The 25,543-nt window shown below is 70.1% G+C and carries 24 protein-coding genes; 14 read left to right on the forward strand and 10 right to left on the reverse strand.

The features are described 5' to 3' along the window. Nucleotides 1-21: 21 nt before the first annotated feature. The 9 genes from CEB94_RS38435 to CEB94_RS38475 all read left to right on the forward strand — a co-directional run bounded on the left by CEB94_RS38435 (nt 22) and on the right by CEB94_RS38475 (nt 9,988). A complete protein-coding gene (locus CEB94_RS38435) occupies nt 22-1,560 on the forward strand; it encodes a sugar ABC transporter ATP-binding protein (protein ID WP_175436542.1) in 1,539 nt (512 codons plus the stop codon). After that, on the forward strand, nt 1,557-2,651 hold the full coding sequence (locus CEB94_RS38440) for an ABC transporter permease (protein WP_175436543.1): 1,095 nt from the start codon (nt 1,557-1,559) through the stop codon (nt 2,649-2,651). Before CEB94_RS38435 ends, CEB94_RS38440 begins: the two co-directional genes overlap by 4 nt. Continuing rightward, nucleotides 2,648-3,673, forward strand: a complete 1,026-nt coding sequence (yjfF, locus tag CEB94_RS38445; protein ID WP_175436544.1) for a galactofuranose ABC transporter, permease protein YjfF — start codon at nt 2,648-2,650, stop codon at nt 3,671-3,673. Before CEB94_RS38440 ends, yjfF begins: the two co-directional genes overlap by 4 nt. A 214-nt stretch (nt 3,674-3,887) precedes the next feature. Next, nucleotides 3,888-5,318 (forward strand): glycoside hydrolase family 43 protein, encoded by a 1,431-nt coding sequence (locus CEB94_RS38450; protein ID WP_175436545.1) that lies wholly within the window; start codon nt 3,888-3,890, stop codon nt 5,316-5,318. An 812-nt stretch (nt 5,319-6,130) separates the two neighbouring features. Next, the gene (locus CEB94_RS38455) at nt 6,131-6,544 is read left to right on the forward strand and encodes a hypothetical protein (protein ID WP_175436546.1); all 414 of its coding nucleotides are present in this window, start codon (nt 6,131-6,133) and stop codon (nt 6,542-6,544) included. Next, nucleotides 6,541-7,377: a hypothetical protein gene (locus tag CEB94_RS38460; RefSeq protein WP_175436547.1), complete on the forward strand. Its 837-nt coding sequence runs from the start codon at nt 6,541-6,543 to the stop codon at nt 7,375-7,377. The genes CEB94_RS38455 and CEB94_RS38460 overlap by 4 nt, the downstream gene beginning before the upstream one ends. A gap of 38 nt (nt 7,378-7,415) precedes the next feature. Next, on the forward strand, nt 7,416-7,937 hold the full coding sequence (locus tag CEB94_RS38465; protein ID WP_175436548.1) for a roadblock/LC7 domain-containing protein: 522 nt from the start codon (nt 7,416-7,418) through the stop codon (nt 7,935-7,937). A gap of 57 nt (nt 7,938-7,994) precedes the next feature. Then, a complete protein-coding gene (locus CEB94_RS38470) occupies nt 7,995-8,369 on the forward strand; it encodes a roadblock/LC7 domain-containing protein (RefSeq protein ID WP_175436549.1) in 375 nt (124 codons plus the stop codon). A 104-nt stretch (nt 8,370-8,473) separates the two neighbouring features. Next, nucleotides 8,474-9,988, forward strand: coding sequence for an FAD-dependent monooxygenase (locus CEB94_RS38475; protein WP_175436550.1), 1,515 nt, complete (start codon nt 8,474-8,476; stop codon nt 9,986-9,988). On the opposite strand, the gene CEB94_RS38480 is transcribed toward CEB94_RS38475, so the two are convergent. From CEB94_RS38480 to CEB94_RS38505, 6 genes are all read right to left on the reverse strand, one after another. Continuing rightward, a complete protein-coding gene (locus CEB94_RS38480) occupies nt 9,985-10,959 on the reverse strand; it encodes an alpha/beta fold hydrolase (RefSeq protein ID WP_175436551.1) in 975 nt (324 codons plus the stop codon). The genes CEB94_RS38475 and CEB94_RS38480 overlap by 4 nt on opposite strands. A 94-nt stretch (nt 10,960-11,053) precedes the next feature. Further along, complete coding sequence (locus CEB94_RS38485) at nt 11,054-11,548, reverse strand: lamin tail domain-containing protein (protein WP_175436552.1); 495 nt, start codon at nt 11,546-11,548, stop codon at nt 11,054-11,056. A gap of 142 nt (nt 11,549-11,690) precedes the next feature. After that, nucleotides 11,691-13,055, reverse strand: coding sequence for an FAD-dependent oxidoreductase (locus tag CEB94_RS38490; RefSeq protein WP_175436553.1), 1,365 nt, complete (start codon nt 13,053-13,055; stop codon nt 11,691-11,693). A gap of 128 nt (nt 13,056-13,183) precedes the next feature. Beyond that, nucleotides 13,184-15,919 (reverse strand): SpoIIE family protein phosphatase, encoded by a 2,736-nt coding sequence (locus tag CEB94_RS38495; RefSeq protein WP_175436554.1) that lies wholly within the window; start codon nt 15,917-15,919, stop codon nt 13,184-13,186. A 139-nt stretch (nt 15,920-16,058) separates the two neighbouring features. Next, entirely contained in the window at nt 16,059-16,595 is a 537-nt protein-coding gene (locus CEB94_RS38500) for a hypothetical protein (RefSeq protein WP_175436555.1), read from the reverse strand. Between the two features lie 28 nt (nt 16,596-16,623). Then, nucleotides 16,624-17,241 carry an ATP-binding protein gene (locus CEB94_RS38505; protein WP_246112224.1) on the reverse strand — a complete coding sequence of 206 codons (618 nt, stop codon included), beginning with the start codon at nt 17,239-17,241 and terminating at the stop codon, nt 16,624-16,626. Nucleotides 17,242-17,448: 207 nt separating this feature from the next. On the opposite strand from CEB94_RS38505, the gene CEB94_RS38510 reads away from it, so the two are divergent. Then, nucleotides 17,449-17,679 (forward strand): DUF397 domain-containing protein, encoded by a 231-nt coding sequence (locus tag CEB94_RS38510; protein WP_175436557.1) that lies wholly within the window; start codon nt 17,449-17,451, stop codon nt 17,677-17,679. Between the two features lie 153 nt (nt 17,680-17,832). Next, nucleotides 17,833-18,747: a helix-turn-helix domain-containing protein gene (locus CEB94_RS38515; protein ID WP_175436558.1), complete on the forward strand. Its 915-nt coding sequence runs from the start codon at nt 17,833-17,835 to the stop codon at nt 18,745-18,747. A 191-nt stretch (nt 18,748-18,938) separates the two neighbouring features. On the opposite strand, the gene CEB94_RS38520 is transcribed toward CEB94_RS38515, so the two are convergent. After that, nucleotides 18,939-19,766 (reverse strand): SAM-dependent methyltransferase, encoded by an 828-nt coding sequence (locus tag CEB94_RS38520; RefSeq protein ID WP_175436559.1) that lies wholly within the window; start codon nt 19,764-19,766, stop codon nt 18,939-18,941. 173 nt (nt 19,767-19,939) lie between these two features. Then, entirely contained in the window at nt 19,940-21,388 is a 1,449-nt protein-coding gene (locus CEB94_RS38525; RefSeq protein ID WP_425472565.1) for a GH1 family beta-glucosidase, read from the reverse strand. 78 nt (nt 21,389-21,466) lie between these two features. On the opposite strand from CEB94_RS38525, the gene CEB94_RS38530 reads away from it, so the two are divergent. After that, nucleotides 21,467-23,140 (forward strand): tetratricopeptide repeat protein, encoded by a 1,674-nt coding sequence (locus CEB94_RS38530; RefSeq protein WP_175436561.1) that lies wholly within the window; start codon nt 21,467-21,469, stop codon nt 23,138-23,140. 9 nt (nt 23,141-23,149) lie between these two features. On the opposite strand, the gene CEB94_RS38535 is transcribed toward CEB94_RS38530, so the two are convergent. Together CEB94_RS38535 and CEB94_RS38540 are read right to left on the reverse strand one after the other, a co-directional pair. Next, entirely contained in the window at nt 23,150-23,794 is a 645-nt protein-coding gene (locus CEB94_RS38535) for a hypothetical protein (protein WP_175436562.1), read from the reverse strand. Between the two features lie 67 nt (nt 23,795-23,861). Then, on the reverse strand, nt 23,862-24,569 hold the full coding sequence (locus CEB94_RS38540) for a 2-oxoglutarate/malate transporter (protein WP_246112048.1): 708 nt from the start codon (nt 24,567-24,569) through the stop codon (nt 23,862-23,864). Between the two features lie 49 nt (nt 24,570-24,618). Between CEB94_RS38540 and CEB94_RS38545 the strand changes: the two genes are divergently transcribed. Together CEB94_RS38545 and CEB94_RS38550 are read left to right on the forward strand one after the other, a co-directional pair. Continuing rightward, the gene (locus CEB94_RS38545; RefSeq protein ID WP_175436563.1) at nt 24,619-25,245 is read left to right on the forward strand and encodes a TetR/AcrR family transcriptional regulator; all 627 of its coding nucleotides are present in this window, start codon (nt 24,619-24,621) and stop codon (nt 25,243-25,245) included. 111 nt (nt 25,246-25,356) lie between these two features. Then, nucleotides 25,357-25,530 carry a CsbD family protein gene (locus tag CEB94_RS38550; protein ID WP_078625313.1) on the forward strand — a complete coding sequence of 58 codons (174 nt, stop codon included), beginning with the start codon at nt 25,357-25,359 and terminating at the stop codon, nt 25,528-25,530. Nucleotides 25,531-25,543: the final 13 nt, after the last annotated feature.

Here is a 25,543-nt window from a genome sequence, read left to right on the forward strand (position 1 = left end):
CCATTCATGAGGAGCGCTGCCATGGCAGAGCCGCGGCCCGTCCTGGAGATGACGGGCATAGTCAAGGAATTTCCGGGGGTCAGGGCTCTGTCGGGCGTCGACTTCCGGCTCTTCCCGGGTGAGATCCACGCCCTGATGGGCGAGAACGGCGCCGGAAAATCCACCCTCATCAAGGTGCTGACGGGCGTCTACTCCCTGGACGGCGGCACGATCAGCCTCGACGGCGAGTCCGTGCGGTTCGGCGGCCCGCTGCAGGCGCAGCAGGCCGGCATCAGCACGGTCTACCAGGAGGTCAACCTCTGCCCCAACCTGTCGGTGGCGGAGAACATCTTCATCGGACGCGAACCCACCCGCGCCGGCCGCATCCAGTGGAAACGGATGCGCAAGGAGGCGGCGGAGCTGGTCGACCGGCTCGGGCTCGACATCGACGTCGCCGCGCCGCTGTCCTCGTACCCGCTGGCCGTGCAGCAACTGGTCGCGATCGTACGGTCGGTGGGCACCGGGGACCGGGGCGGCGCGGGACTCGGCACCAAGGTACTGGTCCTCGACGAGCCGACCTCCAGCCTCGACCGCGACGAGGTTCTCGAACTGTTCCGTCTGATGCGGCAGTTGAGGGACGAGGGTGTCGCGATCCTGTTCGTGTCGCACTTCCTCGACCAGATCTACGAGGTCTGCGACCGGATGACCATCCTGCGCAACGGCACCCTGGTCGGCGAGCACATGGTCCGCGATCTCGACCAGGTCGGGCTGATCGAGCTGATGATCGGCAAGGCCCTGGACCAGCTCGAGGAACTGCACGAGCACCAGATGCACTCCGACGTCGGCGAGACGCTGGTCAAGGCCGAGGGGCTCGGCCGCACCGGCGGGATCGCCCCCTTCGACCTGGAGATCAACAAGGGCGAGGTGCTCGGGCTCGCCGGCCTGCTGGGATCAGGCCGCACCGAACTCGCCCGGCTGCTGTTCGGCGCCGACCAGCCCGACAGCGGCAAGGTGACCATCGACGGCAAGCAGGTCTCGATGAGCGCCCCGAACGACGCCATCGGGGCCGGCGTGGCCTTCTGCTCGGAGAACCGCAAGACCGAGGGCCTGATCCCCGATTTGACGGTGCGCGAGAACATCATCCTCGCCCTCCAGGCGGCCCGCGGCTGGGTCCGGCCCATCCCGGCCGCCCAGCGCGACGAACTCGTCGCCAAGTACATCAAGGCGCTCGACATCCGCCCCGCCAACCCGGAGGCGCGCGTGGGGCAGCTCAGCGGCGGCAACCAGCAGAAGGTACTGCTCGCCCGCTGGCTGATCACCCAGCCGAAGCTCCTGATCCTGGACGAGCCGACGCGCGGCATCGACGTCGGCGCCAAGGCGGAGATCCAGAAACTGGTGGTGTCCCTCTCCGAGGACGGCATGTCGGTGCTGTACATCGCGGCCGAACTGGAGGAGGTGCTCCGGCTCAGCCACAGCATCGGAGTGCTGCGCGACCGCCGGCTGGTGGCGCGACTGACCAACGGGCCGGAGATCACCACCAGCAAGATCCTCGAGACCATCGCGAGCGGAGAACACCAGTGACCACCACTTCCCGCTGGCGAGCACTGACGCATCACCACCTGTTCTGGCCGGTCGCGGTCCTGATCGCCCTGCTGCTCGTCAACGTCCCCTTCACACCCGATTTCTTCTCGATCAGGATGACGGACGGCCACCTCTACGGCAGCCTCGTCTCCATCGTGCTGTTCGGCTCACCGCTGATCCTGGTGGCGGTCGGCATGACCCTGGTCATCGCCACCGGCGGCATCGATCTCTCCGTCGGTGCCGTGGTCGCCATCACCGGCGCCCTGACCTGTTCGTACATCAGCGACCAGGCCGACCAGAACACCCTGTCCGCGGTGTTCCTGGCGATGGGCATCGGGTTGGTGGCCGCGGTGGTCTGCGGTCTGTGGAACGGCTTCCTGGTGGCCAGGATGGGAATCCAGCCGATCATCGCGACCCTCATCATCATGGTCGCGGGCCGAGGCGTCGCCCAGCTGATCACCGACGGCCAGATCATCACCATCAACAGCGAGCCGTACAAGCTGATCGGCGGCGGCTACTGGCTGACCCTGCCCTTCTCCGTCTTCGTCGTGGCCGCCGTGGTGGCCATCACCGTGGCGCTGACCCGCCGCACGGCGCTCGGCCTGCTGGTCGAATCGGTCGGCGGCAACGCCGAGGCCAGCCGCCTGGTCGGCATCAGGTCCACCCGCATCAAGATCATGGTCTACATGTTCTGCGCGCTGTGCGCCGGCATCGCGGGCCTGATGATCAGCTCCAACACCTCGGCCGCGGACGGCAACAACGCCGGCCTGTGGATCGAACTCGACGCGATCCTCGCCGTGGTGATCGGTGGCACTTCGCTGCTCGGCGGCCGGTTCTCCATCGGCGGCACGGTGGTCGGCGCCCTCGTCATCCAGACCCTGACCACCACGATCTACACCATCGGCGTGCCCACCCAGACCAACCTGGTCTTCAAGGCCGCTGTCGTCATCGTCGTCTGCCTGCTGCAGTCCCCGAAGTTCCGGGCCAAGGTCTTCGGCGCGAAGGGCCCCAAGGGCCCGCGCCAGGACGTCGCCCCGGCGGAGCCCGCCCCGGCGGCCGACGCCGCCCCGAAGATGGAGGTGTCGCGATGACCGCGACCGCCCAGACCCCCAAGGCGGCTCCGAGCGGCAGTACCGCCTCCCGTGCCACGCGCCTGCTCGGCGACCGGCGTCTGCCCGTCCTGGTCACGGCCGCCCTGTTCATCGCCATGTACGTCGGTGGCCTCAGCCGGTACCAGAACTACGGGTTCGGCGAACCCCAGGTGTTCCTCAACCTGTTCATCGACAATGGCTATCTGCTGGTCGCCGCCATCGGTGCCACCTTCGTCATCATGTCGGGCGGCATCGACCTGTCCGTGGGCTCGATGATCGGCTTCACCACCATGTTCACGGCGTGGCTGGTGGAACGTCAGGGACTGCCGCTGCTCCTGGTCGTCCCCCTCGCACTGGCCGTCGGCGCCTTCGGCGGCTTCCTGATGGGCTATGTGATCCACAACTTCGAGATCCAACCGTTCATCGTCACCCTCGCCGGGCTCTTCCTCTTCCGCGGACTGTGTCTGGTCATCAGCAAGGAGTCGATCTCCATCGGCGACGCCTCGGTGGGCGCCCTGGCCCAGACGCGGGTGTCGCTCGGCGTGGGGGAGCTGTCGATCGGCGCCCTGGTGGCGTTGGTCGTCCTCGGTATCGCCTGCTACGTGCTCCACTACACCCGCTTCGGACGCCGTGTGTACGCCATTGGCGGCAACGAGCAGTCGGCTCTGCTCATGGGCCTTCCGCTGGGCGGCACGAAGATCGCCGTGTACACGGTGAGCGGCTTCTGCTCGGCCCTGGCGGGTCTGCTGTTCATGCTGTACATCCAGTCGGGGGACCCGCTGCACGCCGTCGGCATGGAACTCGACGCCATCGCCGCCGTGGTCATCGGCGGCACGCTGCTGACCGGCGGTTCCGGTTATGTGCTGGGCACGCTCTTCGGGGTGCTGGTGCTCGGCCTGATCAAGAGCGTCATCACGTTCGAGGGCACGCTCAGCTCCTGGTGGACGAAGATCGCGACAGGTGTGCTGCTGTGCGCCTTCATCCTGATCCAGCGGACCATGACGGCACGCCGGAAGACCTGACCGGCAGAGGTGCCGTCACCCTCCCCCTTTCCACGTGCGGCAACGTAGTCGGCGCCTCGTCACGGACATCGCCCTGCTTGGACAGAAAACCCGCGAAACGGCCGTGGGCTTCCAGCGGTCACGTAGGGGAGGCCGCCCCAAATGCCGCACTGGAAGCCGTACCGGCAGCCGTACTGAAAGCCGTACCGAGATCAGAGAAAGACAGGACATGCCCATGCGCGCACTCCTCTCCCGGCTGGTGGCGATACTGGTCACTGCCTGTCTGCTGTTCACAGCCCAAGCCCTGACCACGCCTCAGCGGGCCGCCGCCGCCGACCCGGGCTACCTGATGACGCACTTCATCGGGGAGGGGTCGACCGGTCAGCAGATGTACTTCTCGTACAGCGCGGACGGTCTGAACTGGACCGATCTCAACGGCGGCGGGATGACTCTGCGTTCCACGGTGGGCACGCGCGGAGTGCGCGACCCCGCGCTGGTGCGCTCACCCGACGGCAGCAAGTACTGGATCATCGCGACCGACCTGTGCATCGACTGCGGGCAGACGTGGAGTCAGTCCATCAACAACGGCAGCCGCAGTCTTGTGGTGTGGGAGTCGAGTGACCTGGTCACCTGGTCGGCGCCGTGGCTGCTCAACGTCGCCGGCGCGATCCCTGACGGACGCAATGCCTGGGCGCCGGAAGCGATCTGGGATCCGGCCAGCAACGACTACGTCCTGTACTGGGCGACGAACACGCCCCTCAACGGCGTGACGAAGCACCGCATCCACTACGCCCACACCACGAATTTCCGCACGATCACCACCCCTCAGGTCTACATCGAGCGCCCCGGCACCCAGGAGATCATCGACACCCAGATCGTCGAGGTCCCCTCCGGCGTCGGCAACTACCGCTACGTACGGGCTTCCGGCGACGGCCAGATCACGATCGAGGGCAGCAACTCGATCCTCGGGACCTGGACCAACCTCGGCAACCTCTCCGGCATCGGCCTGACCGGCTCCCAGGTCGAGGGCCCGATGTGGATGAAGTTCCGGGACCGCAACGAGTGGACCCTCTACCTCGACCAGTACGCGGCCGGAAAGGGATACATGCCGGTCACGACGACCAACCCGTCCGCCTCCGGCACCTACAAGCTCCCGACGTCGGGAACCTACTCTCTGGGCGGCACCAAGAAACGCCACGGCTCGATTCTGAACCTGACGGCCGCCGAGGACGCCCGGATACAGGCGCGCTGGGCCAACACCCCGGCCAAGCGGCTGCAGTCCTTCAACTTCCAGGACCGCTACGTGCGGCACGCCAACTTCGATGTGCGCATCGACCAGAACGTCACCAACGCGGACGCCCAGTTCCGGCCGCGCCCCGGCCTGGCCGGCTCCGGCACCGTCTCCTTCGAGTCGGTCAACTTCCCCGGCCACTACCTGCGGCACGATGGAGCCGACTTCCAGCTCGTCCACAACGACGGCACCACCCAGTTCGCCGCGGACGCCACCTTCCGCCAGGTCGCCGGACTCGCCGACTCGTCCTGGTCCTCGTTCCAGTCGTACAACCACCCCGACCGCTACATCCGCCACTACGCGTTCCAGCTGAAGCTCGAAACGATCACCACCGCGACGGGACGCAGCGACGCCACTTTCCGTCTGACGAGCTGACCTGTCAGGGATGCCGGCGCCCTCGGGCGACGCCCCACCTGCCGCCGCCCTCAAGCGAGGCAGGCGCCGACACCCCTCCCGCAAGCGCAATGCGACACCGGGCGTCGTTCGGGGCGGGACGCGGCACCTCGGCCGAGGCGTCACGTCCCCTTCCTCAGACATGTCGTGGACAGCACTACGCCGCCTACCTGGACAACGACGACGCTTTCGAAGTCGAGCTCGTCGCAATCCCCTCACTGAGTGGGGAAGAACGCGTCGTGATGCGAGGAGCGGCGGACGCTACGCCCCTCGCACATCCGCGGGGGTTCGACCCGGGCGAACCGCCCGGCTATCCGGCCCATCAGGACCTCGAACGCCCCCCGCCACCGGGCTGGATCCATGCTCTGGCCCGCGGCCACCGTCTCGTCGTTTGTCCACACAACTCACGATGATCAACGGTGGCCGCACCCCTCTCCACGTGGAACATGGAGATCAAGATGGCGCCGTTCCGTTCGCCCACGCCCAGTCCCTTGCCGCAGCCATCGCCCAAGTCGAAGGAGTCGACGCTGCGGTCAGGGGTGGGTCTGAGTCCGCGAGTCAGGGCAGCCGGTTGCCTACGCGGCGATTCCTAAGGCGCTGGTCAGGACGCTAGTCGTGAGTCCCGCAGCTTGGCGGGACAGGTCCTGCTCACTTCGGATCGATCCTTTCGCACCCATGCCCGCTCCGCTGCACATTCCATTGGAAAATGCCAAAGCGTTCACCTGTGCCGAGCACTGTGCGTAGTCTCGTGCTCACGTTCGCGGGAACGGCCGTGCAGGGGGAGGGGATTCGGCGTGCCCGGAATCGACGAGAGTCTGCTGGAGGCCATGCGGCTGCCAGGTGCTCGAGGGGCGTCGGTGGTCGACTGGATCAGTGGTCTTGCTTTGGGCGCGGTAGGTGACGCACCCGGTGGGGATGTGGAGGCGACGGCTGCGGAAACCGCCGAACTCGCCCGTCTCGCCACCGAGAGCGGCGCCCTCGCCCTCACCGGCGGCGGCCCCGGCAGCCCCGGCGAGGAGTCCGGCAAGGAACCCCCCGTACAGGACCTGATCATCACGAACGCCGACTCGTACCACCTGCTCAGGTTCGTCACCACGACCTTCGACAGCACGGTCTTCGTGCACTTGTGGCTCGACCGCCGCGAAGGGAACCTGGCCCTGGCCCGCATCAGGCTGGCCGAGATGGCGGACGGGCTGGTGCTCGGATGACCGCCCCGGCCAAGACACTGCGCTCGGGCGAACCGGCCTCGGCCCTGCTCGGCACCCTCGCCGCGCAGGGCGCCACCGGAGCCCTGTCCACCGAGTCGGGGATCGTCTACCTCGCGGCGGGACACGTCGTCCACGTCGAATCCGCCGTCACGCCCGACCTCGGTGACCTGCTCACCCACAGTGGTGCGCTCGCCCCGGACGGCTGGTGGGAGGCGATCGACCGGGCCGGCCGCCGCTGCCGTGTCGGACGGCAGCTGGTGGACAGCGGCCACCTCGCCGCCGGCGCGCTGGAACTGTGCCATCTGGGCGCCCTCTTCGACGCGGCGTACTTCGTCCTCGCCCACGACGGACCGGCGCTGCGGTTCCGACCAGGAGCCGCGCACTGGCTCGGCGCGGTCCGTTCCGTACCGGTGGACACCGTCCTGCGCGAGTCCAGACGCCGCCGTGAACTGCTGCACCGCATATGGCCCGAGCCCGACGTGGACCGTGTGCCTCTCGCCCGGGTGCCCGGGCCGGACGCCGCCGACCTGCCGGCCCGCCGCGTCCGGACCCTCGACCAGGTCGACGGTGTCCGCACTGCCGCCCAGATCGCCATGGCCCTCGCCTGCCGCACCTTCCACACCCTCGTCGAACTCCGCCGCCTCGCCGCCGCCGGGCTGGTGGCCCCCGTGGCACCCCTGGTCCCCGTCCCCTCCCCAGCCCTTGCCCCAGCCCCTGCGTCCGCCCCCGCCCCCGTGTCCGCCGAGCCGGGCCCCACTCCTCGTCCCGCGGCACCGGACGAGCCCGACACCGCACTGCTGCGACGGCTCCTGCACGCCTTGGAGGCACTGTGATCCGCGCGCGAAGACAGCGTGCCGAAAGGAGACTGCTCATGGCCGTCGAGACCGACGTCCTGGACGAACTGCGTCGGCTCCGCACCCGCATACCCCGGCTGACCGGCTCCCTCGCCGCCACCGTCGACGGACTCGTCCTCGCCCACGATGTGCCCGATACCGAGCCGGAGGGACTCGCGGCGCTCACCGCCGCCGCCCTCGGCGTCGCCTACCGCATGACGGACGTCGCCGCTCGCGGCGACTTCCGCGAACTGCTGGTGCGGGGCTCCGGAGGCTACGTCGCCACCTACGCCGCCGGAACGACCGCCGTACTCACCCTCCTCGCCGAGGACCGCGTCAACGTCGGCCGCCTCCATTTGGAAGGCCGGCGCAGCGGCGCCCGGATCGCCGACCTCGTCGCCACGCGCGTGGCGCCCGGCAGCGGCCGCCACGCCGACCGGCCGGCTCCCGAAGAGCACCTCGCCACGGTGCCCCCGGCCGCGGACCGCCCCATCGGCACCCTCCCGGTACGCACCCCGCAGCGGCCCACGCACCAGCCGCGCCCGCAGACCGGCATCTGAGCCGTCCGAACCTCCTGACCCACCGAAGTAGAAGACCGAAGGAAAGGAACCGAGCGCATGGCCAACACGGAGACCGCGCTGAAGGAATGCCTGAGCTCCATCGACGGAGCGACGGCCGCCGCACTCGTCGACTACACCAGCGGCATGGCCCTCGGCACCCTCGGCGGCAGCAAGGACTTCAACCTGGAAGTCGCCGCCGCGGGCAACACCGACGTCGTGCGGTCCAAGCTGCGCACCATGGAGCACCTGGGGCTGAAGGAGGAGATCGAGGACATCCTGATCACCCTGAACACCCAGTACCACCTCATCCGCCTCCTGAAGGGCCGCGGAGGCAGCGGACTCTTCCTCTACCTCGTGCTCGACGGGAGCCGGGCCAACCTCGCGATGGCCCGCCACCAGTTGCGCCGCATCGAAGCCGACCTGGAGGTCTGAACCGGCACCACCGGACGGGAGCCCTCCGCCACACGTAGCGGAGGGCCCCGGCACGCCGCACGGCGACGACGGGCGTGCAGCCGGCCGTGGCTACGGTGGGTGCCATGACAGCGCCCCTGGACGTGCTCGTGGTCGGCGCGGGCCCCACCGGGCTCGCACTCGCGACCCAACTGCGCGCCTGTGACACCCTGTTCCGGATCGTGGACCGCTCACTGGACCGCGCCCGGGAGTCACGCGCCCCGGCGATCCAGCCCCGCACCCTGGAGATGCTGTCCGCGTTCGGCGTGGCGGACGACCTCGTCGACCGGGGCAGTACGGCGGTCCGGCTGCACCTGCATCTGCCCCGACGGGTGCTGCACGTGCCGGTGTTCGACGTCGGCTGTGACGACACACCGTACCCCTTCCTGCTCTTCCTCCCGCAGTCGGAGACCGAAGCCGTCCTGACTGCTCATCTGGCCGCGCGGGACGTGACGGTGGAGCGGGGCACCGAGCTGCTGGGCGCCGAACCGGAGGGCCCGTACGTCACCTGCCGCCTGCGGCGCCGGGACGGGACCGAGGAGACCGTACGGGCCCGCTACGTCGTCGGCTGCGACGGCGCACACAGCACGGTGCGCGCCCAGGCGGGCATCGCCTTCGAGGGGTACGCCTATCCGCAGACGTTCCTGCTGGCTGATCTGGAGGCCGACGGCCTGGAGCCGGGTATCGCGCACACGTACATGACCGCGTCCGGGCTGCTGTTCTTCTTCCCGCTGGGCACTCCGGCCACCTGGCGGATGATCGCGATGCACCCGCCGGGCGCTCCGGGCGGCGAGGTGACCCTGGACCTCCTCCAGCGGATCGCCGACGACTGGACGCCCGACAACCTGTCCCTGCGCGACCCGGTCTGGATGACGAGCTTCCGCATCCACAACCGCGGTGCCACCCGCTACCGAAAAGGCCCGTTCTTCCTCGCCGGGGACGCGGCGCACATCCACAGCCCGGCGGGGGGACAGGGCATGAACACCGGCATCCAGGACGCGCTCAACCTGGGCTGGAAACTCGCCCACGTCTGCCGGGGCGCCGCACCTGAGGAGTTGCTGGACACGTACGAGGCGGAGCGCGCCCCGGTCGGCCACGGCGTACGCCGCCTCACCGACCGCGCGTTCACCGTCGGTACGAGCAGCCACCCGGCTCCACGGCTGGCACGGACGCGTCTCGCCCCGCACCTGGCCCCGCTGCTCCTGCGCGCGACCGGCGCCCGGGCTCGCCTCTTCCGGACGGTCTCCGAACTCGGCATCCACTACCGCCGCGGCCCCGCCTCCGTCACCGGACCGCACCGTCCGCGGCAGGGCCCACACGCCGGAGACCGCCTCCCCGACACCCCGGCCGGACTCCAGCGACGGGTCGCCGGACCGGGCTACCACCTCCTGCTCACGGGCCCCACCCACCTCTGGCCCGAGGACCCGCCCCCGGGCGGACGGCGCGACTTGGTGAGCACGCACCACCTGGGCACGCGCAGCCCGTGGCCGGGCATCACCCACGCCCTCGTGCGGCCCGACGGATACGTGGGCTACCTGGCGGGCGGCACCGACCTCACGGGCCTGCGCACCTATCTCGACCGCTGGCTGCCTGTCCTCTAGACCGGGAGCCCGGCGAGCCACTCGATCAGGAGCCGGTTGGTGTCGGCCGGCCGCTCCTGCTGAACGAAGTGACCGCAGCCGTCCAGAATGTGCGAGGCCCTCAGGCCGGGCAGCGTGGTCGGGTAGGCCTCGATCGCGTCGGCCAGCCAGGTCGTGGAGGCGTCCAGGCTGCCGCCGATGAAGAGCGACGGCCGGCTGACAGGGGCTCCGGCGAAGTCCGCCAGGTCCTGCCAGTCGCGGTCCATGTTCCGGTAGCGGTTCAGGGCGCCGGTCAACCCGGTGCGTTCGAACTCCGCGGCGTAGACGTCGAGGTCGGCCTCGCTCATCCAGCCCGGCAGCCGGCCGGAGGGGAACCGGTCGCGCAACCGACCGCCGCGGGCCACGAAATGAGGGTCGGCCTCGGGCATCGTGTCCGCCGACAGGGCCGCGTAGAAGCCCGCGAGCCAGCCGCGCACGTCGGGCTCGATCTCCGCCTCGGCCCGGCCGGGCTCCTGGAAGTAGGAGACGTAGAACTCCTCGTCACCGCCCATCCGCGCGAAGACCTCACTCGGCCTCGGCCCGCCGGGCGGGGTGTACGGCACGCTCAGCAGCCCCACCGCGCGGAAGACGTCCGGCCGGACCAGCGCGGAGGTCGCGGCGATGGTCGCGCCCCAGTCGTGCCCGACGAGCACGGCGGACGGCTCGCCCAGGGCCTCCACGACGGCGACGTTGTCCTCCACCAGCTCGAGCATCCGGTACGCGTCCGCCTCCGAGGGCCGTGACGAGCGCCCGTAGCCGCGTACGTCGACGGCTACCGCGCGGTAGCCGGCCGCGGCCAGAGCCGGTAGCTGGTGGCGCCAGGCGTACCAGGACTCGGGGAATCCGTGCAGCAGGAGCACGAGCGGTCCGGCACCCTGCTCCACGAGGTGGGTGCGGCCGGCCGGTGTCGGCACAAGGCGATGCGTGCGGTCGGCGGCGGACGTCTGCGGCATGGATCCTCCCGCGATCCGAAGGGGCGCTCGGTCCATCGATCATCCAGCGCCCGCCGCGCGGCACGCGAAGCCTGTTGCCGGTTCGGCAAAAGGCTCAACCGTGGTACGTGATGTACCCGTTGCGGTCCTTGTCGGAGCCGCTCTTGGTGTACGAGTGCACGTCGGCGCGGCTGCCGGACGGCTTGTACACGTAGATCGTGTCCTTGTCGTTGTTCCACATGAAGTTGCAGTTGTCGCGGTAGACGACGTTCTTGGCGTCGGAGTCGGCGCCGTTGCCGCCGCGCAGCTTCACGTAGTCACCCGGCTGAAGGGTGTGGCTCGCGGTGAAGGTGAACTTGTTCCCCGCGGCGTCCTTCACGACGTACCCCTTGAGGTTCACCGTCGTGGAGCGCGAGTAGTTCTTGATGGTCAGGTACTCCTCGTCGGTGTTCCCCGTCGAGCAGCGGTTGGAGTCGCTGCCGGGAGCGTCGTACTGGATGCCCCGGATCTTCAGCGCGGAGTTGTACTCGGCGGCCTGGGCCGGGACCGCCGAGAGGGCGGTCAGAGCTCCGGCGGCGAGGGCCGTGGTGGCGACAAGGCGTATACGCATGGACGTTCGTCCCCCCTGCATGGCCTTCAGGTGAAGGCGATGTGTTGGTTCGGTGAAGCATCCGGATCGTACACGCTTCAAGTACGCAGAAGGGCGGGTCCGGTGACATTGCCACCGGACCCGCCCATGCTGGTGTACGACGTCAGGCGCCGCTGGCCCGCAGCATGTCCTCGCGCTCGACGATCTTCACGCGCTCGCGGCCCTCGGGCTCGCCCAGCGCCTTCTCCGCGGCGTCCAGCTGGTACCAGCCGTCCCAGGTGGTGAAGCGGATGTCGCGCTCGGCGAGGAACGCGTCCACGGCCTCGGGGGCGGGAGTGGCGGGTGTGTGCAGCCGGTCGTTCCTGTAGTCGTCCAGCAGGTTCGCCACCGTCTCGTTGGCGTCACCCTTGGTGTGCCCGATGAGGCCGATGGGACCGCGCCGGATCCAGCCGGTGACGTACGTGGACTGCAGGTGCTCGCCCGACTCCTGCATGACCCGGCCGCCCTCGTCCGGAACGGTGCCGGAGTCGATGTCCCAGGGCAGCTTGGGGAGCTTGTCGGACAGGTAGCCCACCGCGCGGTACACCGCGCCGACGTCCCAGGTGTGGAAGGTGCCGGTGCCCTTGACGTTGCCGGTCCCGTCGAGCTCCGTGCGCTCGGTCCGCAGACCGACGACCTTGCCGTCCTCGCCGAGGACCTCGACCGGCGACTCGAAGAAGTGCAGGAAGAGCTTGTGAGGACGGTCGCCGGTGTCGCGGATCGCCCAGTTCTCCAGGGTCTTCGCCACCATGTCGGCCTGCTTGTTGCCGCGCCGCGTGGTGATCGAGCCCTCGTCGTAGTCGATGTCCTCGGGGTCGACGATGACCTCGATGTTGGGGGAGTGGTCCAGCTCCCGCAGCTCCATCGGGCTGAACTTCGCCTGCGCCGGGCCGCGGCGGCCGAACACGTGGATCTCCTTGGCCCGGTTGGCCTTCAGACCCTCGTGGACGTTCGCCGGGATCTCGGTGGGCAGCAGCTCGTCCGCCGTCTTGGCCAGGACCCGCGCGATGTCCAGTGCGACGTTGCCGACGCCGAGCACGGCGACCTTCTCCGCCTCCAGCGGCCAGGTGCGTGGCACGTCCGGGTGGCCGTCGTACCAGGACACGAAGTCCGCGGCGCCGTACGAGCCGTCGAGGTCGATGCCCGGCAGCGAGAGCGCCCGGTCGGCCGTCGCGCCGGTGGCGAAGATCACGCCGTCGTAGAACGCCCGCAGGTCGTCCAGGCCGATGTCCGTGCCGTAGTCCACGTTGCCGAAGAGCCGGATCTGCGGCTTGTCGAGCACCTGGTGCAGGGCGGTGATGATGCCCTTGATCCGCGGGTGATCGGGGGCGACGCCGTAACGGATCAGTCCGAACGGAGCCGGCATGCGCTCGAAGATGTCGATGGACACGCCGGGTTCGGCGGCCACCTCGGACTTGAGCAGGGCGTCGGCGGCGTAGATCCCGGCGGGGCCGGATCCGACGATGGCTACCCGCAGGGGGCGGGGCATGGTCAGGTTCCCTTCGAGCGGCGACAAGCGATCTCGATGGGAAGCCTAAACTAAGGCATGCCTAACCCGGTACGAGGGTCCGGTCTATGAGCTCATAAGGCTACTTTATGGGTAGACCATGGTGGCGCTTATGGCAGGGGCTGCTCCGCCCAGATCACCTTCCCCGCCGGCAGATAACGCGTCCCCCAGCGTTCCGCCAGCTGCGCCACGAGGAACAACCCTCGCCCACCCTCGTCCGTCATGGTCGCGTACCGCAGGTGCGGCGAGGTGCTGCTGCTGTCGAACACCTCGCAGATCAGATTGCGGTCGCGCAGCACGCGGACGTGTATGGGGCCCCCGCCGTACCGGAGCGCGTTGGTGACCAGCTCGCTCAGGATCAGCTCCGTGCTGAACGTCAGCTCCTCCAGGCCCCACTCGGCCAGCTGCCGGCTGACCGCCGCCCGCACCTCGCCCACGGCCACCGGATCGGCCGGCACCGGCCACTCGGCGACCCGGTCGGCGGCCAGCGCCCGGGTCCGCGCGACGATCAGCGCGATGTCGTCGCTGGAACGGGCCGTGAGCTGCGAGTCCAGCACGACCCGGCAGGTGTCCTCCGGCGACTGCCCGGCCCGGCCCAGCGCCTCACGCAGCATCTCCAGGCCCACGTCGATGTCCCGCTCCCGGTCCTCGACCAGCCCGTCGGTGTAGAGGACCAGCCGGCTGCCCTCCGCCAGCTCCAGCTCCGCCGTCTCGAACGGCAGACCACCGAGCCCGAGCGGGGGACCGGCCGGCACGTCGGGGAACTCCACAGTGCCGTCCGGGTGGATCAGCGCCGGCGGGGGATGACCGGCCCGCGCGACGGTGCAGCGCCGGGACACCGGGTCGTAGACGGCGTACAGACAGGTCGCGCCGGTGACCGGGGCGCTGCCCTCCTCCTCCGTCTCGTCCTGATCGATACGGCCGACCAACTCGTCCAGCAGGGCGATCAGTTCCTCGGGCGGCAGGTCGAGGGCGGAGAAGTTGTGCACCGCGGTGCGCAGCCGCCCCATCGTGGCGGCGGCGTGCAGCCCGTGGCCCACGACGTCCCCGACCACGAGGGCGACCCTGGCCCCCGACAGCGGCAGCACGTCGAACCAGTCACCGCCGACTCCGGCCTGCGCCGGCAGATAGCGGTAGGCGATCTCCAGGGCGCCCTGCTCGGGCAGGTTGCGGGGGAGCAGGCTGCGCTGGAGCGTCACCGCCATGCTGTGCTCGCGGGTGTAGCGGCGCGCGTTGTCGATGGAGACGGCGGCCCGCGCCACCAGCTCCTCGGCCAGCGCCAGCTCGTCCGCGTCGAAGGGCTCCTGCTTCTCGTAGCGCCAGAAGCTGACCACACCGAGCACCAGGGTGCCGGCCCGCAGCGGCACCGTGATCAGCGAGTGGATGCCGTACGCGATGATCTGCGCCGAGCGTTCGAGGTCCTGCGCCTGCCAGCCCGGGGCCTCGCTCAGCCGGGGCTCCAGGACGGGGCCGCCCGTGGTGAGGCTGCGGGCCTGCGGAGAGGACTCGACGAACCTGATCCGCTCGCCGGCCGGGTAGAGCGGCGCGTCCTTGCGGATCCCGCTCACCGCCGTACGGCTGAGGGCTGCCGCCGCGTTCGGCTGCCCGCCGCCCAGCACCGCGTCGAACAGGTCCACGGTGACGAAGTCGGCGAACCGGGGAACGGCCAGCTCGGTCAGCTCCTCGGCCGTGCGGGTCACGTCCAGGCTGGTCCCGATGCCCACACCGGCGTCGTACAGCATGTTGAGCCGTTCCCGCGCGGTCTCGGCCCGCCCGGACAGGGCCCGCAGCTCGGTGGAGTCGCGCAGGGTGGCGACGCTGCCGGGCGGCACGCCCGCACGGTCCGTGGTCCGCTGGTTGACGGCGAGGAGCCGGTCCCCGACCCGGTGCACCTCGTCCGTGGCGACGCGGCCGGAGGCCAGCAGGTCCGCGGTGCCCGGGTCGAGACCCAGACTGAGGACGTGCCGGCCCTCGGCGTCGGCGGGCAGACCGAGCAGCCGGTGCGCCTCGTCGTTGGCGAGCAGCAGGGTGCCCCCGTCGTCGACGATGAGCACCCCCTCCCGGACGGCGTGCAGCACGGCGTCGTGATGTTCGTACATCCGGGTCATCTCGTGCGGCCCGAGTCCGTGGGTCTGGTGCAGCAGCCTCCTGCTCACCAGCGCGGCACCCGCCGTCGCCAGGGCGAGCGCCGCCGCGGCGGCCGCGAGCACGAGGGGCAGCTGACGGTCGGCGGTGCCGCCGACGTTCTGGGTCGTGATCCCCGCCGAGACCAGGCCCACGACCCGGCCGTCCGGGTTCGTCACCGGCACCACGGCCTGCACGAGCGGGCCGATGGTGCCGTCGATCTCCTCCGTGAACGACTCCCCGGCCAGCGCCGGCGCGATCGTCCCGACGAACTGCTTCCCGATCCGGTCCGTCTTGGGATGGGTGTAGCGGATCCCGTCGGTGTTCATCACGACGATGAAGTCGACCTTCGACCGTTCACGGGCGGCCTCGGCCCGCGGCTGGAGCACGGCGGTGGGATCAGGGCTCTGCAGCGCTTCGACGGTGCCCGGCGCGTTGGCGAAGGTCTCCGCCACGGCGAGCGAACGGTTGCGGGCCTCCTGCGTCGTGTCGTGCCGCACCTGCAGCACCAGCGCCACCACGGCCGCCACGACCAGCAGCAGCACGATCACCACGACGAGCAGGAACACCTGTCCGGCGACGCTGCGTCCGCCCAGCACCGACCGCAGCCCCGCCACGGGTTGCCACCGCGACGGGCCCGCCTCCCGCCGCTGCCGTGCAGACGGCGCAGCGCCGGGCCGCAGGGGCGATCGAGTCCCGGATCGACCCAAGAGTCGGACCATGTGCCATGTCTACACTGCCCGGCCCCGGGAGGCGAGGGGCATCACCCATGGTGACAGGGGGTCCTCACCGTTTCGTCACGTCTGCGGGCGTGCGCCCACCGGAACACGTACGACCTGTCACCGGAAACGTACGACAGCTTCAGGCGCCCAGCGAGCGGGCCAGCTCGGTCGTGGCCCGGGCGATCTCGCCGTCCTCGTCCGCCATCAGTCTGCCGAGCTCGCCGCGCCGGGCCCGCACCGCCTGGCGCGCCGCCCGCTCCCACACCACCGGGTTCTCCCGATGGTTCAGCAGCTTCGGATAGACGGCGGCGGTGCTCTCCCACTGCCGGGCGTCGGCGATGTTCTTGAGCAGCTGGATGATCTGGGCGCGGCACGTCACCTGCGGCAGCTTCGCCAGCTCCCACAGGAAGGGAACCGTGGCCGCTGTCGCCTGCTCCACCACGAATCCGAACTGGCAGATCCGTTTCCGCAGGTCGTCGAGGGCGGAGCGGGCGGTGTCGGCATCACCCCCGGCGATGCCGTTGAGCAGGAGGGGAATGCCCACCGCCGAGCCGGTGGAGTCCTGGATGTCGCCCCACGGCACGCGGTCCAGTGCCGTGAGCGGCGTGTTGCGGGCCGCCCCGGTCGGGGCGTCGGGGCGCTCGCTGCTCGGGTGTTCCGTCGAAGCGCTGCGCATGGCGAGGGGCCTTTCCGCGGCAGTCGGGTCAGATGGGTGGACAGGGCATGGCCGGCCGGATCGACAACGTGGCCCAGACCGTCTTGCCCGCCGGGGGACTGGGGGCCCAGCCCCACTCCTCGGCCAGGGCGTCGACGATGCACAGCCCCCGGCCGTGCTCCTCCAGGGCCGCACCGGCCGGCGCGTACACGGGCGGGTGGTCGTCGTGGTCGGAGACGGTGACCAGCAGGTGGCCGGGGTCCAGGAGGAAGCCGAGCCGGATCTCCGGCACACCCGGCACCTCCGAGGCTCTCGGCGCCGCGTGCGTCGCGGCGTTGGCGGCGAGCTCGGTGATGACGAGGGTCGCGTCGTCACAGCGGTGGTCCAGCGACCAGTCGTGCAGGGTGTCGCGGGTGAAGGACCGGGCTCGCGCGAACCCTTCCCGGCTGCACTCGATTCGCAGCGCGGCCGAGGCGGACAGGGCACCCGAGAACTGCGGCAGTGTCTTCGGCACCGAGGGCGGGGCCCCGTACGGCGAGACCGACTTCGGTCCGGCCGGGAAGGCGTGGTTCGCCCCGGGTGCGCCTGCGTGTGCCGCAGCCCCACTCGGCGGCCGGAGCACGTGGTGCGCAGGTGAGGACACGGCATCTCCCCGATGCGACATCAGGACACGGCGCCCGCCCGGGGGTTGACGCCGCAGCTATTATCCACGCTGAAGGCGCTCGCGTGCAATTGCACGAGAAATTGCGTGAAAATCCAGCCGCTGTGGGTACGCAAGCCGGGGACGAGTGCGGTCGAAGGGATGCGGCCGCTCTCGGCCGGACGGCCGGGCACACCGTGCGCGGCGGGGAACGAGAACAGCAAGGAGACTGCGGTGCCACCAGTGCAGAACGGAGTGCAGGCAAGCTCGTTGGCAGCCTGCTGGATGAAGAGCCGGCACAGCAACGCCGAGGGCAACTGCGTCGAAGTCGCCCCCCTCGTCGACGGCGGGATCGCGATGCGCAACTCCCGCGACCCTGACGGACCCGCCCTCGTCTACACGTCGGCGGAGGTGGCGGCCTTCCTGGCCGGAGCGAAGGACGGCGAGTTCGACCACCTGCTGTGAGGAACGGCGCTGTCCCGCCCGCGGCGCGATGCCCTCGAGGGAGAAGCGGAGTCCAACTTCCTACTTCTGCGGGGGCGCTGCGGGCGGATGCGTGAAGACTCGGTGAAGTGCGATAGTGTAAGTCGCCCTTGTGCCGGTCTGCTGGGAGTCAGGATGTCCGCCGCGTCGCATCGCATCTCCCGCCTGGAACCCTACCTGGACAGGCCCGAGCCGGCGCCGACTCTGCTGAAGATGCTGGTCGGTGTACAGCTCGCCGGCTTCCGCGAGGACGCCGGGCTCGCCCAGGACCAGGCGGCGCGCGCTGTCGGGTTCAGTGCCGCGAAACTGTCCCGCATCGAGTCGGGCAAGGCCCGCCGCCCGCCGACGGAGAACGACGTCCGCGCGCTGCTCGAGCTCTACGGCACCGACGCGTACGAGGCTTCGGTGCTGCTCAAGCTGCTGCAGCGCGCCGGAGAGCCGGGCTGGTGGCAGCGGTATGACAAGCGGCTGATGCCCGAGTGGTTCGACCGGCTGGTCGGACTGCAGGAGGCCGCCGCCACCATCCGTACCTTCGAGATCCAGTACGTGCCCGGCCTGCTGCAGACACCCGCCTACACCAGGGCCGTGGTGGAGCGCGGCCTGCCGAACGCGCCGTCCGGTGAGGTGGAGCGGCGCGTCGAACTGCGCAGGCACCGGGCCCGGTTGCTGTCACGCCCCGACGCCCCGCAGCTGTGGGCGATCATCGACGAGTCCGTGCTGCTGCGCGTTCTGGGCAGTACCGATGTGATGCGGGAGCAGCTCGCGCACCTCGTCGAGATGGCCGAGCGCTCCAATGTGACGTTGCAGATCGTGCCGTTGAGCGTCACCAACGCCTCGGCACCGGCCATTCCGATCACGTTTCTGCGCTTCGGCGGCCTCGATCTGCCCGACGTGGTCTACCTGGAGCACATCAAGAGCGCGAACTTCCTCGAGGACCGCGACGAGACCGAGGAGTACCGGATCGCGCTGGACCGGCTCGCGGACGAGGCGCTCAAGCCCCGCGACTCGCTGGAGCTGCTGCGGCAGACGATGGAGCAGCGCTACCCGTGACGTGAGGCACCGGGCGGGTCAGGCCATCCGGTCATGACTCCGGACGTGATCTGCCGGTAGGACTCAAAGCCAGCGCTGTGCTGCTTCGACGCTGTCCCCGCCGCTGGTGTTGAACGCGATCGCCGCCTGTGGCGCGTGCAGGCGGCCCGCCCCCGGCATGATGCGCCGGACAGCGCCCGATCACCTCTCGATCACTTCTCCAGGGGGATCCGCCCGACGCCGCCGAACTCGATCCACTCTTGGGTGAGCTGACGGGGCGCCACTTCGGTGTCCGGACGCCAGGTCGACACCTCCACGAGCCCCGGCTCCAGGATCTCCAGGCCCTCGAAGTACGTCTCCACGTCCTTCGGTTCACGCACGCGGCCCCAGTTGCCCTGGGTCGCCTGATCCATGAAGTTCGTGACGAAGGCGCGGACCTCGGGGTCTTCGCTGACCAGCTGGCACATCACCATGAAGCTGCCGGGAGCGAGCCGCTCCCGCACGCGACGGGCCACCGCGAGCGGCCCGTCGTTCTCGCTGTCCGGGATGCAGTGGAACACCGAGTTGAAGAGCACGCACACCGGCTCGGAGAAGTCGATCAGCCGCTGGGTGTCGGTGTGGCCGAAGATCAGGTCGGTCTCGCGCAGGTCCGCGTGGATGACGGTCGTCCGCTCGTCCTGCTCCAGCAGTGCGCGGCCGTGGACCAGCACCATCGGGTCGTTGTCGACGTAGACCACGTGGGACGTGGGGTCGATGCGCTGGGCGACCTGGTGCACGTTCTCCTGGGTCGGCAGGCCTGAGCCGTGGTCCAGGTACTGCCGGATGCCGTAGTCCTCGGAGAGGGTCTTCACGACCCGCTGGAGGAAGCGCCGGTTGTTCAGGGCCAGGCGGCGCGTGCTGGGGACGACCTTGTCGAGTTCCTCGCACGCGGCGCGGTCGGCCGCGTAGTTGTCCTTGCCGCCCAGGTAGTGGTCGTACATGCGCGCTGCCGTCGGCACGTTCGCGTCGATCTCGGTGGACAGCTGCTTCTCGGAGTGCATCGTTCCTCCTGCAAGGTGCCGCGCCAACGGACTGGCTGGACAGGAAGTACATCCTAGGGAGCGGGAGTTGGGCGGTGCCAGTCCACTGGCCAAGGTGCCCCCGATCGAACGACAAGATGATCAGCACCGGCGCCGGAGTGCGCGCCTTATGCAGCTGTTCGCGCACTTTGCCGTCACCGCCGCTGGGCCGCGATCATGGACCGGTACCAGTGGTAGCTGTCCTTCGGCGTGCGGCGCTGTGTGGCGTAGTCGACGCGGACGATCCCGAAGCGTTTGCCGTAGCCGAAGGCCCACTCGAAGTTGTCGAGAAGCGACCAGACGTAGTAGCCGCGCACGTCCACGCCCGCGTCCATCGCGGCCCGCAGCGCGGTGAGATGGTCGCGCAGGTAGGTGACCCGGTCGCTGTCGTGTACGGCCCCGTCGGGGCCCACCTCGTCGTCCTCCGCTGACCCGTTCTCGGTGATCTGGACGGGCGGCAGGGCAGCGCCGTAGCGCTCCCTGAGCCCCACCAGCAGGTCGGTGAGGGTGTGGGGCGCCACGGCCCAGCCCATGGCCGTGCGCCGCACCTCGGGCATGGGCACCTCCTCGTACCGGTTGTCGGTCGCGACGCGCCGCGCCGGGTCGCTCTCGCGGTCCGGGGCGTCGGCCACGACGATCGGCCGGTAGTAGTTGATGCCCAGGAAGTCCAGGGGCTGGGAGATCAGTTCGAGGTCGCCGTTTCGCCGGAAGTCCTGACCGGTGATCAATTCGCCCCAGGTGTCCTCCTCGGTGGCCGGGTAGCGTCCCTTGAGGATCGGCTCGGTCCACACCAGGTTGTGCAGGGTGTCGGCCCGGGTGACGGCCGCTTCGTCGGCGGGGGAGCCGGTCGCGGGGAGGTGGTGGTCGAGGTTGAGGGTGATGCCCACCTCGCGTACTCCGGCCGCCCTCAACGCCTGCACCGCCAGGCCGTGCCCGACCAGCAGGTGGTGGGCGGCGGCCAGCGCGCCCCGGCCCTCGCGGGCGCCCGGGGCGTGCCGGCCGACGGAGTAGCCGAGGAAGGCACTGCACCACGGCTCGTTGAGCGTGATCCAGCGCGGCACCCGGTCGCCCAGGTGCTCCGCGACGACGGCCGCGTACGCACCGAACCGCTCGGCGGTCTCCCGCACCCGCCAGCCGCCGCCGTCCTCCAGGGCCTGCGGAAGATCCCAGTGATAGAGCGTGACGGCGGGTTCGATCCCTGCCGCGAGCAGCTCGTCGACCAGCCGCGAGTAGAAGTCCAGCCCCTTGGCATTCACCGGGCCGGACCCGTCCGGGACGATCCGGGGCCAGGCGATCGAGAACCGGTAGGAGTCCACGCCCAGCTCACGCAGCAGCGCCACGTCCTGCGGATACCGATGGTAGTGGTCACAGGCGACATCGCCGGTGTCCCCGTTCGCCACCAGCCCCGGGGTATGGCTGTAGGTGTCCCAGATGGACGGCCCACGTCCGTCCTCGTGCACCGCCCCCTCGATCTGGTACGAGGCGGTCGCGGCCCCGAACACGAAGCCGGGCGGGAACCAACCATGCCCGGTACCGGCCCTCGAACCCTCGTCCTCGGGCGCCGCTCGCGGTCCAGGACCGCATGGAACCGCTAATCTGGAAATAAGAGAATTGTTCGGAATCCGGGGGTGTGTCCGCAGCCGCTATTCTCACGGCCCCGGCCGCTTTTCCAGGAGAGACTCATGGGCGACTATTACGACCTCGGCACGCACAGCCGTCCCGTCACCACGTCCTCCGCCGATGCTCAACTCTGGTTCGATCGCGGTCTGGTGTGGACGTACGCCTTCCACCACGAGGAAGCCGTCGCCTGCTTCGAAAAGGCGGTCGAAGCCGATCCGGAGTGCGCGATGGCGTATTGGGGCATCGCTTACGCGCTCGGCCCGAACTACAACAAGCCCTGGGAATTCTTCGACGGCGAGGAACTGACGCGGACCGTCGAGCGCACGCACAGCGCCGTGGAACGGGCCCATGAGAAGGCCGCCCGCGCCACCCCGGTCGAACAAGCCCTCATCGGCGCACTGCGGGCCCGTTATCCGCAGCCGGAGGCCGTCGAGGACTGCTCGGTGTGGAACGAGCCCTACGCGGACGCGATGCGCGCGGTCTACGACCTGGCCCCCGACGACCCGGACGTCGCCACCCTGCACGCCGACGCCGCGATGAACCTCACCCCGTGGCAGCTGTGGGACCTCAAGACCGGGGAGCCGGCCGAGGGCGCCCGGACCACCGAGGCCAGGGCCGTACTGGAAAGCGCCCTCGCCACCGAGGCCGGCGTGCGGCATCCCGGCATCCTGCACCTGTACATCCACCTGATGGAGATGTCCCCGACGCCGGAGCAGGCCCTCACCGTCGCCGACCGCCTGCGCGGTCTCGTGCCCGACGCGGGGCACCTGCTCCACATGCCCTCGCATCTGGACGTCCTGTGCGGCGACTACCGCCAGGTCGTCGCGGCCAACAGCGACGCGATCGCCGCCGACGAGAAGTACCACCGGCAGACCGGCGCGATGAACTTCTACACCCTCTACCGGGCGCACAACCACCACTTCAAGATCTACGGCGCCATGTTCCTCGGCCAGGCGCAGGTCGCCCTCGACACCGCCGGCCGGCTGGAAGCAGCCATCCCGGAAGACCTGCTCCGCGTGCAGAGCCCCCCGATGGCCGACTGGCTCGAGGCCTTCCTGGCCATGCGCGTCCACGTCCTGATCCGCTTCGGCCGCTGGACCGAGATCCTCGAACTGCCCGGCCCCGCCGACCCGGAGCTCTACGCGGTGACCGTCGCCATGCGGCACTATGCCCGGGGCGTCGCCCTCTCCGCCACCGGCGAGGTCGACCGGGCGGAGGCCGAACGCGAGCTCTTCCGCGAGGCGGTGAGGCGGGTGCCCGAGACACGGATGCTGTTCAACAACACGTGCCACGACATCCTCGCCATCGCCGCGGCCATGCTGGACGGTGAACTCGAATACCGCAGGGGCAACCTCGACCCCGCCTTCGCCGCCCTGGAGCGCTCCATCGAGCTGGACGACAACCTCCCCTACGACGAGCCCTGGGGCTGGATGCAGCCCACCCGCCACGCCTACGGCGCACTGCTGCTGGAGCAGGGCCGGGTGGCGGAGGCCGAAGCCGTCTACCGAGCCGATCTCGGCCTCGACGACACCCTGCCCCGCCCCCTCCAGCACCCGGGCAACGTCTGGGCGCTGCACGGCTTCCACGAGTGCCTGCTGCGCGCCGGCAAGACCGGTGAGGCGGCCCTGGTGGCCCACCAGCTCAAGACGGCGACCGCGCTGGCCGACGTACCGATCCGGGCGTCCTGTTTCTGCCGTCTGGACGTCGCCCGGGCTGCCGACGGGTGCTGCCACTGACCCCCGGGGTCACGGCCGGTTCAGGCCCGCGCGCTCCAGGGCCCTGGTCATGGCCGGCCGGTCCCGCTGCCGCCAGGCGGGGTCGGTGGTGAGGGACATCAGAAGTTCCGGGGTCAGCCGGTAACTTTCGGCGTGCGCCAGCAGGGCTTCCGCCTCGCGGGCCGACGTGGCGCCGTGGTCCTCGTCGGCGATCGTGCGCAGCACTTCGTCGCGGCCGGTGAAGCGGCTCATCCCGCAGTCGAGCCCGTCGTCGTCCAGGGTGCCGGGGTACGGGGCGCGGGCCCAGGCCCCGTTCTCGTACCAGTAGACACAGCCCAGCTCGTTGCCGCTCAGCAAGTCCCGCAGCTCGTCGTGGGGGAGCCAGGCGGGGGCGCCGGCGAGCAGGTCGACCGGCGGTTCGTGCCACTTGCAGGCGCTCGACTCGTCCTCGCCGAAGAGCACGTACCGCCCCGCGCCCCGCGGTGCGAACCCCCACCACGTACAGCCGGAGTCGTCCAGATGGAGACCCGCGCCGTCCACCCAGGTCCCCGTACGGTGACGGGCCTCCCGCTCGTCCGCGGTGGTGGCCTCCAGTACGGCGATGAGCGCCCAGCGGGCCCACAGCACCTCCGGCGACGGCAGGTCCCCGGGCAGCCCCGGCCGGTTGATGGTCATGCGCTGTCCCCGCTCGTCACACCGATCGTGATCACGCCCAGCCTCTCACGGGGCGAAGGGCCCCCGGTCAACGGGCGGTTGGCCGTCCCGGCTCGGCGCGTATCAGGACGATCCCGTACACGACGATCCACACCACCCACATCAGCCATCCGGCGAGCCCGAGAAGTCCGAGCGGACCGAGGCGGTCGATGGCCAGTGGCGTCAGCACGGCGGAAGCGAGCAGCAGGGCGGCCGACACCAGACCCCACCTGCCGTGCCAGGGACGGACCAGCCCGGCACGCAGCCCGCCGAGGGACAGACCGGCCAGGGCCAGCGCGAGGAAGGCGCCGTTGAGGGTGAACAGGGCGTCGTGGAGTGCCCACAGGCCCGTGTCCGCGCCGAGGCCGTCCGCAGCCGTCGACGCGAGTGCCAGCCGGATGGCGATGACCCCGGCGAATGCCGCGTTCTGCGACAGGAGCCCGGCGAAGCCGACCAGGGCCCACGCCGAGCCGCGCTCCCGCTCGGAATGCCACAGCACCCGGACCACTCCCGCACCGAACACCGTGGCCAGGGCCCAGGCCACGGGCGTGAGCGCGGACCCGATGCCGACCAGGTCGTGGTGGGCCCGGAAGAACCCGTCCACCTCTCCGATGCCGGCACCGGTGCGCGGCAGACCGGCCGGCACCAGGATCACGTTCCCGGCGACGATCAGGAAGGCGAAGCCCAGCGCGGCCAAGCCGCTGACACGGGTGAAACTCGGGGCGGTCGGGGCGCTCCCCGGCAGTGTACGTAACATGTATTGATTATAAGTACCGTAAATTCAAAATGGGGAAGGGGTAGGAGTCATGAGTGAGGAGCCGGGGCGACGGCGGTACGACTCGTTGCGCCGGACGGCGCAGGCGCAGCAGACCCGCGGCGACATCGCCCGCGCCGCGTTGCGCCTGTTCGTCTCCCGGGGGTGGGGGGCGACCACGGTGCGGGACGTGGCGCGTGAGGCGGGGGTGTCCGTGCCGACCGTCTACGCGGCCTACGGCAACAAGCCGGGCCTGACCCGGGCGCTGGCCGATGCGGCCGACCTCTCGGCCGATGTGCCGCAGCTCGTCGCGGCGCTGGAGTCACCCACGACGGACCCCGCACGCCAGCTCGCCGCCATGGCCGGCTACGACCGGCGTCTGTACGAGCGCGCCGGCGACGTCATCGCCCTCGTACGGGAAGCGGGCCGCTCCGAGCCGGATCTCGCCGCGCTGTACGACGACAGCCGCCGACGCGGCGACCGGACCCGGGTACAGGTCTTCTCCTCCTGGCCGCCGGGTGTCCTGAGAACCGGACTCGACGTGCCGTCCGCCGTCGACGTCTACGCGGCGCTGTGCAACATCGACGTCTACGCCGTACTGACCGGCGAGCGGGGGTGGTCACCCGACCGGGTGGAACAGTGGTGGTGCGGCGCGCTGGTGCGCGAGCTGCTCCACTGACAGCCGGCGACAGACCGGGGGGCCCGTGCCCGCGGCACGTTTGCGCTGCCGCTCCACGGTCACTCGTGCGGTGACCCGTAGTCGGAAAACACGACATGGAGTGAGCGAACCGTGGCTGGAGATCAGAAGGGCAAGGCGAAGGCCGAGCAGGCCAAGGGCAAGGCCAAGGAGACGATCGGCCGCGCGGTGGGCAACGAGCGGCTGGAGGCCGAAGGCCGGGCGGAGCAGTCGAAGGGTGACGCCCGGCAGGCCAAGGAGAAGACGAAGGACGTCTTCAAGCACTGAGTCGTTCGCACGA

The organism is Streptomyces hawaiiensis, from assembly GCF_004803895.1.
Classification (GTDB): Bacteria; Actinomycetota; Actinomycetes; order Streptomycetales; family Streptomycetaceae; genus Streptomyces; species Streptomyces hawaiiensis.